This is a genomic window from Thermomonas beijingensis (genome assembly GCF_020034655.1).
Taxonomy (GTDB): domain Bacteria; phylum Pseudomonadota; class Gammaproteobacteria; order Xanthomonadales; family Xanthomonadaceae; genus Thermomonas; species Thermomonas beijingensis.
On sequence record NZ_JAIQDJ010000005.1, the window covers coordinates 138,640 to 148,866 of the forward strand.

A 10,227-nucleotide genomic window follows, 5' to 3' on the forward strand; every position below is an offset into this window, starting at 1 on the left:
TCAGGCTTGTGCTGCAAGCCGCTTGCCGAATTCGCCTGGCAGCAGACCAGGTGCGAACAGGAAGCCTTGCCCAATGGTGACCCCGAGCCGTAGCAGATGATCACGCTGTGCCTCGGTTTCAATACCTTCGGCAATCATGCCCAAGCCCAGGCTGCGGGCGATGCCGACCACGGTCTGGCAAATGGCCTCGTCGGATTTGTTGCCGGGGATACCCTGCAAAAATCCGTGGCTGAGCTTGAGTGCGTGGATCGGCAGGCGACGCAAATAATTCAGCGCGCTATAGCCTTCGCCAAAATCGTCGATGGATAGCCGCACGCCTAATTTGCGCAGGTCGTCGAACACTTTGCTGGTGTCGGCGGCATCTTCCACCAACACCCGTTCGGTCAATTCCAGCTCCAGCGCATGGCCGGGCAGGCCGGCTTCCTCCAGCATCTGCTGAACGCTACCGGCTAGATTTTCACCGGCGAATTGGCGATACGACACATTGACCGACACGCGCTCGATCGGCAGATCCTGTTCCTTCCAGCGCCGCATCTGATGGCAGGCTTCCTGCAAGACCCAGCGTCCGATACGGACGATTTCACCGGTGGATTCGGCCAAATCAATAAACCGATCCGGGGCCATCGGCCCCAGCTCCGGGTTGTGCCAACGCAACAGCGCTTCGGCGGCAAAAATACGGCCGCTGCGCAAGTCCACCTGCGGCTGATACACCAAATGGAATTCGTTGTTGTCAACCGCGCGACGCAGGCGGGTTTCGGTCTGCAGACGCTCTTGCTGGCGCTGTGCCAACGCCGGTGAAAAGGTATGAAACCCATTGCGCCGGCGACGCTTGCTTTCGTACATCGCCACGTCGGCGTTTTGGATCAATTGCCTGGAAGTATTGCCGTCGCAGCTGCCTCGCGAGATGCCAATACTGGTGGTGACACTGAAGTCATCCTTGCCCAAGCGAAACGGCACCAAAAACGCGCTTTGAATGACACGCGCCAAACGCTCCGGGTGGTCCGGGTCGGTGTCGGTGCGGGTGGCGACCAAAAATTCATCACCACCAAATCTGGCAATGTGCCCCTCGTGACCCACTGCACCGCGAATGCGTTGGGCGGCTTCCACCAGCAATTGATCGCCGGCATCGTGGCCAAGCAGATCATTGACGATTTTGAAGCGATCCAGATCGATGTACAGCAGTGCAAGGTGGGCGCCCGCACCGCTGTGCAGTTGGCTGGCAACAACCTCCAGAATGGCATCGCGATTGAGTAGCCCGGTCAGTGCGTCAGTACGCGCTTGATGGCGAAGCTCGGCTTCTGCACGCTTACGATCGGTGATGTCTTGCAGCGTGCCACTGAAGCGATGATTGGCGGGGTCTTGTGGATCAGGCTCACCAATCACGCTGACCCAGAACGGCGTGCTGTCGGCTTGCGCACCTTGCAATTCCAAGTCAAAGCCGGTGCCTTCGGTGATGCTGTACAAGGTTGTTTGCAGGCGTCGTCGATCTTCTGGCAATAAACACGCCAGCAGGTCTGTCATGGTGGTGGCTGGGGTTGTGGCACCCAGGATGTGCAGCGCTTCACTGGTAAGATAGAGCGCATCACTGGCGCGATTCCACTGCCAGCCGCCAATCAGTGCGAGTTCCTGCACGCGTCGAAACAACGTCTTGTCGCGCTGCACCTCATCGAACAAGGTTTGGTAGCTGGCCTGTTCACGGGCCAGGGCATCGCGGGTGTGTTGCAACGCGCTACGCAGAGCATCCAGATCGCGCTCGCCAGATGCGCTGGCATTCATGCGGCCATGGCCTTGCCCGCTTTGCTGCCGGTTTCGCGCCCAAGCAAGCGGGCCAACCAGCGGCCGGTGTCGGCCAGTTTGGGTAAATCAATACCGGTGTGGATGCCAAGGCCGTGCAGCATGTACACCACGTCTTCGCTGGCCACATTGCCGCTGGCGCCCTTGGCATACGGGCAGCCGCCGGCACCGGACACAGCGGCATCCACCACTGTCACACCTTCTTCCAAGCACGCCAGGACATTGGCCAAAGCCTGCCCCCAGGTGTCATGGAAGTGGATCGCCAGCGCCGCCATGGGGACCTCACTGGCCACTGCACTCAGCATCGCCCGCGCCTTGGCGGGTGTACCGATGCCGATGGTGTCGCCCAGTGAGATTTCATAGCAGCCCATCGCGTGCAGCGCTGTGGCCACGCGAACCACATCGCGCAGTGGCACGTCACCCTGATACGGGCAGCCGAGCACGGTAGAGACATAGCCGCGCACTTGGATGCCATCCTGCTTGGCGCGTTCGAGGATGGGCGCAAAGCGGGCCAGGGATTCGTCGATGCCGGCATTGGTGTTTTTCAGATTGAAGGTTTCCGAGGCGGCAGTGAACACTGCCACTTCGGTGGCACCGGCAGCCAATGCGCGGGCATAGCCGGCTTCGTTGGGCACCAGGACCGGATAACGGATGCCGGGGGCGCGGGTGATCCCGGCCATCACATCACTGGCATCGGCCATCTGTGGCACCCATTTGGGGCTGACGAAGGCGGCGGCCTCGATACTGCGCAGACCGGTATTGGAAAGCCGGTTGATCAGTTCGATCTTGTGCGCAGTGCCGATGTCGATTTTTTCATTTTGCAGGCCATCACGGGGGCCCACTTCCACGATGCGCACTGCTGCCGGCATCCGCATTGTCATTGCTCCAAGGTGGCCAAGACGGCATCGGCTTCGACAAAGTCACCGGCCTGCGCGCGCAGCTCGGCGACCACGCCTGCGCGTGGGGCCTTCAACGCCAATTCCATTTTCATCGCTTCCAGTACCAACAACACAGCCCCGGCATTGACGGTATCGCCGGGCTTGGCCTGCACCAACACCACGCGCCCGGGCATCGGTGCGCGAATGCGGTGTTCGGATGCACTGGCAGCTTCCGCGTGCCGACGATACACGGACTCCACCTGCAAGCGCAGGCGTTGCAGGCCATCGTGTACCAGTACGTTATCGGCATGCAGGGTGCTGCGAAAACGGTGCATATTGCCATCGATACGCAGGCTCAGTGTTTCGCCATCCAGCCGTGCACCGGCGATGGTATGGACACGCGCATCCCATGTGATCTGGTAGTGGCCCGCATAGCCTTGCGCCAGTGGTTCGATGCGTTGCTCACCGTGCAGGAAGGCCAGCCGACGGTTGCCGGCATGGCCCAGTCGCCAACCGTCCACACAGGCCCATGGGGAGGTGGGATCTGGCGTGTGTGCGGCGTTGCAGTCGGCGGCGTGCTCTTGCGTCAACAGATGCACCACCGTGGCAGCCAACACCAATGCCGGATCCAGCGTGGCCGGGCTCAGGAATTCATCCAGATGGCGGTCTAGGTAGCCGGTGTCGATGCGGCCTTCCACCACCGCTGGGTGGCGGATCAGGCGTTCGAGAAAGGCGATGTTCGATTTTGGCCCGGCAATTTCGCAGGCCGCCAATGCTTCGCGCATACGCGCCAAGGCGCGTGGGCGATCTTCATCCCAAACAATGAGTTTGGCGATCATCGGGTCATAGAAGATGGTGACGACATCGCCTTCGATCACGCCCGAATCAATGCGCACCGCGCGCGATGCCGCTGGCAGGCGCAAGGTCTGCAAGGTGCCAGAGCCGGGCAGGAAGCCGGCATCGGGGTCTTCCGCGTACAGCCGCACTTCAATGGCATGGCCGTGCTGGCGGATGGCGTCCTGTGCCAGCGGCAGCGCCTGTCCGTCGGCAATGCGCAATTGCCATTCCACCAGATCCAGCCCGGTCACTTCTTCGGTGACGGGGTGTTCGACCTGCAGGCGAGTGTTGATCTCCATGAAATAGAAACCGCCATCTTGCGCGACGATGAATTCCACCGTGCCCGCGTTGGCGTAATCAATCGCATGCGCGGCTTGTACAGCGGCAGCGCCCATTGCAGAACGCAGCTCGGGCGTGAGGAACGGCGATGGCGATTCTTCCAATACTTTTTGGTAGCGCCGCTGTGCAGAACATTCGCGTTCGCCCAAATGGATCGCGTGGCCGTGATGGTCGCCAAAGATCTGGATTTCGATATGCCGGGGGTGTTCGATGTAGCGCTCCAGCAACACGCGGTCGCGGCCAAAGGCGTTTTTGGCTTCGCGCTGGCAACTTTCCAGATTCGATAAAAACTCGCCCGCGCTGCGCACGATGCGCATGCCTTTGCCGCCGCCGCCGTGTGCGGCCTTGATCATCAGCGGGTAGCCAATGCGGTCGGCTTCACCTTGCAGCAGGTCGCGGGATTGGTCTTCGCCGGTATAGCCCGGCACCACTGGTACGCCGGCCGCTGCCATCAGATCCTTGGCCCCGGCCTTGCTGCCCATCTTGCGCATCGACGCGCCGGACGGGCCGATAAAGGCAATTCCGGCGGCTTGCACCGCGTCGGCAAAGTCGGCGTTCTCACTGAGAAAACCATAGCCAGGATGGATCGCCTGCGCGCCGGTTTTTTTCGCGACGTCCAAAATGGCATCACCGCGCAGATAGCTGTCCTGCGGACGCGGTCCACCGATGCAATGCGCTTCATCGGCCAGCCGTACATGCTGGGCATCGGCATCGGCTTCGGAAAACACCGCCACGGTGCGGATACCCAACTTGCGCGCGGTGCGGATCACGCGACAGGCGATTTCGCCACGGTTGGCGATCAGGATGGTGTGGAACATCAGGGTGTGTTCTCTTGGGGGTGTGCCCAGCTGGGCTTGCGCTTGTCGAGAAAGGCAGACAGGCCTTCCTGGCCTTCGGGCGAGACCCGCAGGCGGGCGATCAGGGCGGCGTTATCGGTGTCGTGGCGACTGCCGTCGGTGTGGGCGCAGACGTCGCGGATCAAGGTTTTGGCGCTAGCGGCAGCCACCGGGCCGGCCTTGAGGAGTAGATTGATTTGCCGCTGCACGGCGGCATCCAGGGCATCGGCTTCCACCACTTGATGCAGCAGGCCGATGCGCAGGGCTTCGGCGGCGTCAAATATTTCTGCCGTGGCAAAGTAGCGGCGCGCTTGACGTGGACCGATGGCCTGAATCACGTAGGGTGAAATCACCGCCGGCAGCAGGCCCAATTTGCTTTCGGTCAGGCCGAATTTGGCTTCCGGCACGCCGATGGCGATGTCGCAACAGGCCACCAAGCCCACGCCGCCGCCAAAGGCTGCGCCTTGCACACGGGCGATGGTCGGCTTGGGTAATTCATCCAGTGTGCGCATCAGGCGCGCCAAGGTGAGCGAGTCTTGCCGGTTGGCGTCCTCGCTGGCGGCGGCCATGCCGCGCATCCAGTTGAGGTCGGCACCGGCGGAAAACGAGGCACCCTCGGCCTCCAGTACCAACACGCGCACGCTGGCATCGTCGGCAACCTGCAGCAGCGCCGCCGTCAACTCGGCAATCAAGCCATCATCAAACGCGTTGTGGACGCGCGCGCGGGTCAGGCGCAGGTGGGCAACGGGGCCAGCGTGGTGCAATTGCATGGCGAAGGACATGCCGGTATCCAAGTTTCGAAAATTTGATCTGACACATGATAGCGGTTGGTGGAACTGCTATAATTGAGAACAATTCCTATTTAGATTGTGGTGCGGCGGTAATGCACTTGAGCGAACTCCCCAAACGCCAACCTGCCGTGGTCGAAGCGGTGGAAGACCGTAGCCCCAATGACCCAGTGGCGCGTCGCCTGCGCGAGCTGGGCTTTGTGCACGGGGAAGATGTCGAAGTGGTGGCCGCCGGCCCATTGGGGGCGGAGCCACTGTTGGTGCAAGTGGGCTTTACCCGGTTTGCGCTGCGGCGGGTGGAAGCTGCGCGGGTGCGGCTGCGCGACGCCAAGGCCGCCGCATGAGCCCCGCCACCACCTTGACCAGCCTGCCGCAGGCCCGCATCGCGTTGGTGGGCAACCCCAATTGCGGCAAAACCGCGTTGTTCAACCTGCTGACCGGCAGCCGCCAGAAAGTGGCCAATTACGCTGGCGTCACCGTAGAACGCAAGGAAGGGCGGCTGATTGCGCCTTCCGGGCGGAGCTATTCGATTCTGGATTTGCCGGGCGCGTACAGCCTGCAAGCGGCCAGCTTGGATGAAGCGGTCACTCGCGATTTGATTCGCGGGTTTTATCCCGGCGAAGCCGCGCCGGATTTGCTGGTGTGCGTGGTCGATGCCACCAATCTGCGCCTGCATCTGCGTTTTGCATTGGAGCTGCGGGCACTGGGCCGGCCCATGCTGATCGCGCTGAACATGATGGACGCTGCCCACAAGCGCGGCATCACGATTGACGTGGCCGCCTTGCAGCAGGCATTGGGCGTGCCTGTCGTGGAGACCGTGGCGGTGCGCCGCGACGGTGCCCGCGCATTGCTGCAACAACTGGAACAGGTGCATTTGGCCGATCAAGGCACGCATGCGGCCATGGCGGATGATGCCCTGCATGCAGAGGTACGCCGGGTGCTGGCCTTGACAGTAGCAATGCCGCGCCGCACCGCTGAAATCGACGATGCGCTGGATCGCTGGCTGCTGCACCCGGTGTTCGGGTTGCTGGCATTGGCGGTGGTGATGTTTTTGATCTTCCAAGCGGTGTATGCCTGGGCCACGCCGATGATGGATGGCATCGAGGCGGCCACCACGTGGCTGGGTAGCACCGTGTCCACAGGGATGCCGGAGGGCCCGCTGCGCAGTTTGCTGGTGGATGGCATCATCGCCGGCACCGGCGGGGTCGTGGTGTTTCTGCCGCAAATCCTGGTGCTGTTCGCGTTTATTTTGGCGCTGGAAGAATCCGGCTATCTGCCGCGCGCTGCATTTTTACTGGATCGCAGCATGGCGGCGGCGGGGTTGTCGGGGCGCAGCTTTATCCCGCTACTGTCCAGCTTTGCCTGCGCGGTGCCGGGGATCATGTCCACGCGGTCGATTCAAGATCCACGTGACCGCCTCGCCACCATCCTGGTGGCACCGCTGATGACCTGCTCGGCGAGGCTGCCGGTCTATACCTTGCTGATCGGTGCGTTTGTGCCAAAGCAAACCATTGCCGGCTTCAACCAACAAGGCTTGGTGCTGTTCGGACTGTACGCCGCCGGCATCATCAGCGCGTTGGGTGTGGCCTGGACGATGAAACTCTGGCGGCGCGACAAGAGTGAACACCCGCTGCTGATGGAACTGCCGTCCTACCGCATTCCGCATGTGCGCGACGTGGCCATTGGCCTGTGGGAACGCGCGATGATTTTCTTGAAGCGGGTGGGGGGGATTATCTTGGCGATGACCATCCTGCTGTGGTTTTTGCTGAGTTTCCCGGGCGCACCCGCGGGTGCCACCGGCCCGGCGATTGATTACAGTTTTGCCGGCCGCATCGGCGCGGCAATGGTCACGATTTTTGCGCCGATTGGCTTCAACTGGCAGATCTGCATTGCGCTGATTCCCGGGATGGCCGCACGCGAAGTGGTGGTGTCGTCGCTGGCCACGGTGTACGCGCTGTCGGCGGGCAGCGACGACGCGGCGCTGCAAGCCCTGTCCCCGGTGATTCAATCGCAATGGTCACTGGCCACGGCGTTGTCGCTGCTGGTGTGGTTTATCTACGCGCCGCAATGCGTGTCCACCTTGGCCACGATCAAGCGCGAAACCCATTCGTGGAAGCAGACCGCATTTGCCGCCGGGTATTTGTTTGGTCTGGCCTACCTAGCGTCGTTCATCACCTATCGAATTGCCGTGGCAATGGGGGGCGGCTGATGGCTGCATCCCTGCTGTTGCAATACATCATCGTGGTGCTGGCCGTGTTGGTGAGCGCAGGGGTGGTGATGTACAAGCAATTCCCCAATGCCACACGGCGACTGCGGATTGCGTTGGCACTATCCATGATGCAGACCACCCGGCCCAATTGGATGCGTGCGCTGGCAAGAAAAATCGCGCCACCCGGGCAGGGTGGCGGTCACGATTGCGGGGGTTGTAACGGCTGCGGGTGAGGGTGTTCCAAGTCTTGCCGGGGAGCGGCGTTGGCTGATGCGGATGTTCGAGAGTGGTTGCGCTGGGTTTGCACAAACGAACAGGCCCGCCAATGGCGAGCCTGTTCGTTTCTACGCTGTCAGCCAGGAAGTGAACTTGACCCCGATAGTTGGGCCGGCACTGGCATTGCTGGCCTTGTGCGTCATGGGCAATCAGGAAAGTCGACTCTGACCCCAGCTTTTGAGGAAAGTCGACTCTGACCCCTGTTTTCGGGGCGAGAGCGTCGATTCGGGTGCAGAGGGCGAGGCGCGCATAACGGTCTCCGGGCCAAAAACCTGTCAAGCCCCTTCGGCCACTTTTTTCGTGCCGGAAGGTCGTGACGGTGATATGTACGAATATCGTACACTCTAGGCTATGTTCAAGCACCGGGCAACCGTCATGTACGAAAACCGGATATACCCTTGCGAGCGGCTTACCACGGACGCCGCCATGCCCAAGCAACTCGACCCCAGCACCGAAGGCTTCGGTGCGCGCCTCGTGCAGTTCCGCAAGACCGCCGGCTACACGCAGCAACAACTGGCCGACGAGATCGGCGCCAGCCGCCGGCAGGTCGCCTATTACGAGGGCGAGTCGGAACACCCGCCGGCCAGCCTGCTCATTGCGCTTGCACAGGCGCTCAATGTCACCACCGACGCACTGCTGGGCGTTCGGCAAACCCGCAAGCTGGCCAGCGTCAGCACGCGCCTTGAACGCCGCATCAAGCAGATCGAACGCATGCCGGCCAAGCCCAAGCAACAACTGCTCGGCATCATCGATACCTTCATCGCCGCGCATCAATAGCCGCGCACCGCAACCCCGCAAACAACAAGGCCTGCAACTTGCGTTGCGGGCCTTGTGCGTTATGGGCGATCAGGAAGTGAACTTGACCACGTTATTTGATCGACTTCGCTTGAGTCTTGTGACGAAAAAACAAAAAGATCGCAGTGAACAATACGGAGCTTGCAAGCGCAGTAAATTGAATAAACGAAGGTAACTCAAGACCGCCGAGCCAAGCCAACTTCAGATAGCTGAAGAAGAATCGGTAGTCAAACTCCATCACCACGGAGTAGGTGAGGAACCAACTGGCTGTGTAAAACACGAACCAAGTAAGCAATAGTGTGCGCGCGTACCGTGCCTTACTTAGTTTTATCATGCTGCTCCCTAAAGACCCAGTCATACGCATTGTTTAAGCGCTGATCCTGAGATTTATAGATTGCAGAAGTAATGTCGCTGGACGTTTCATTGCCGATAAAGTCGGTTGGACTGTGTCGCTGACCATCGAGGGTAGAACCCACCGCTCCTTTCCATTCTTTCGGCGTGCCATCAGAGTTCGTGTGTTCTGGACTCGATGAGTCCATCACCGGGTGAAGCGCCTGCCCGAGGAGCTTTAGAGCCCCCTGTCGGTCGCCTTGGTCGGCAGCGCCACGTGCGGCAACCATGGTCTTCCCAATGAATGAATCCCTCTGCTTAATGGCATCCGCACCTGATTGACCTTCTTGGGCCATTGAGTGCTTGTGGGACTCGTTCGGCGACTGCGTCTGCTTGTCGAAATCTCTGCTGGATTGTTGGAGAGTCTTGACATCCTGTGCAGTTAATCTGCCGGTAAAGGCATGTTGCAACAGCTCATCGTGAGCTTTCGGACTCCATCTACCATCGGGATCGGTCAGCGTGTACGGGTTGTTCCTGGCGTACCAGTATCGATTGAAGTTATCCCCGCTCTTAGCATCCGCCGTCACCGGATCAACGGAGAGGAAGCGTCCAATGCCGGGATCGTAATAGCGCTGCTGCATATACGTCAGCCCGGAGGCCGCATCCATCACATGCCCGGTGTACCCCGCGCGGTTGTCGTTGGCTCGGTTGAGTAGCCTCCCATACGGTTCATACTCGCTGGTTTCGATGATAGCGCCCGCTGCATTGGTTTTGGCAATGGGGCTGCCTAATGCATCGGTGTGGAAGTAGCTGATGGTGGCCGTGGTGTTGCCGATGGGGCGGGTGATTTCGGCCAGCAGGCTGCCGGCCAGATAGACGTTGTTGATGCGCTTGCTGGCGGGTTCGTCGCGTTGCCACAGCAGGCGGCCGTCTTTGGCGTAATAGCTGTACTTCAGGCTGGTGCCGGCGCTGTCTTGGCGCACGCGGCGGCCGTCGGCGTCGTAGCGGTAGCTTTGGCCGGCGGTACTGCGTAGGCGGTTGCCGTAGTCGAAGGTATAGCCGGTGCCGTTTTTGCTGGCGAGGTTGCCTTGCAGGTCATAGGTCAGTGCGGTGAGCGCCGGGCTGGCGTTGCCGGTGCATTGCGG

Annotated in this window: 9 protein-coding genes; 4 read left to right on the forward strand and 5 right to left on the reverse strand. The window is 60.9% G+C overall.

Annotation, left to right across the window (positions count from 1 at the left end; all coding sequences use genetic code 11):
- The 4 genes from K7B09_RS10090 to K7B09_RS10105 are packed head-to-tail and all read right to left on the reverse strand — an operon-like array spanning position 1 to position 5,466.
- Complete coding sequence (locus K7B09_RS10090; protein WP_223629332.1) at positions 1-1,776, reverse strand: putative bifunctional diguanylate cyclase/phosphodiesterase; 1,776 nt, start codon at positions 1,774-1,776, stop codon at positions 1-3.
- Positions 1,773-2,663, reverse strand: a complete 891-nt coding sequence (locus K7B09_RS10095; protein WP_317851754.1) for a hydroxymethylglutaryl-CoA lyase — start codon at positions 2,661-2,663, stop codon at positions 1,773-1,775. The genes K7B09_RS10090 and K7B09_RS10095 overlap by 4 nt, the downstream gene beginning before the upstream one ends.
- A gap of 8 nt (positions 2,664-2,671) precedes the next feature.
- Complete coding sequence (locus K7B09_RS10100; protein ID WP_223629333.1) at positions 2,672-4,666, reverse strand: acetyl/propionyl/methylcrotonyl-CoA carboxylase subunit alpha; 1,995 nt, start codon at positions 4,664-4,666, stop codon at positions 2,672-2,674.
- Positions 4,666-5,466 carry an enoyl-CoA hydratase-related protein gene (locus K7B09_RS10105; RefSeq protein ID WP_223629334.1) on the reverse strand — a complete coding sequence of 267 codons (801 nt, stop codon included), beginning with the start codon at positions 5,464-5,466 and terminating at the stop codon, positions 4,666-4,668. Before K7B09_RS10105 ends, K7B09_RS10100 begins: the two co-directional genes overlap by 1 nt.
- Positions 5,467-5,567: 101 nt before the next feature.
- Here K7B09_RS10105 and K7B09_RS10110 point away from each other — a divergent pair, with 101 nt between their 5' ends.
- The 4 genes from K7B09_RS10110 to K7B09_RS10125 all read left to right on the forward strand — a co-directional run bounded on the left by K7B09_RS10110 (position 5,568) and on the right by K7B09_RS10125 (position 8,734).
- Complete coding sequence (locus tag K7B09_RS10110; protein WP_223629335.1) at positions 5,568-5,816, forward strand: FeoA family protein; 249 nt, start codon at positions 5,568-5,570, stop codon at positions 5,814-5,816.
- Positions 5,813-7,681, forward strand: coding sequence for a ferrous iron transporter B (gene feoB / locus K7B09_RS10115; RefSeq protein WP_223629336.1), 1,869 nt, complete (start codon positions 5,813-5,815; stop codon positions 7,679-7,681). The genes K7B09_RS10110 and feoB overlap by 4 nt, the downstream gene beginning before the upstream one ends.
- Positions 7,681-7,914, forward strand: coding sequence for a DUF6587 family protein (locus K7B09_RS10120; RefSeq protein ID WP_223629337.1), 234 nt, complete (start codon positions 7,681-7,683; stop codon positions 7,912-7,914). The genes feoB and K7B09_RS10120 overlap by 1 nt, the downstream gene beginning before the upstream one ends.
- Before the next feature lie 469 nt (positions 7,915-8,383).
- Positions 8,384-8,734, forward strand: a complete 351-nt coding sequence (locus K7B09_RS10125) for a helix-turn-helix domain-containing protein (RefSeq protein WP_223629338.1) — start codon at positions 8,384-8,386, stop codon at positions 8,732-8,734.
- 335 nt (positions 8,735-9,069) lie between these two features.
- On the opposite strand, the gene K7B09_RS10130 is transcribed toward K7B09_RS10125, so the two are convergent.
- Positions 9,070-10,227, reverse strand: a 1,158-nt coding sequence (locus tag K7B09_RS10130) for an RHS repeat-associated core domain-containing protein (RefSeq protein ID WP_425507858.1), incomplete at its 5' end; no start/stop codon positions are given.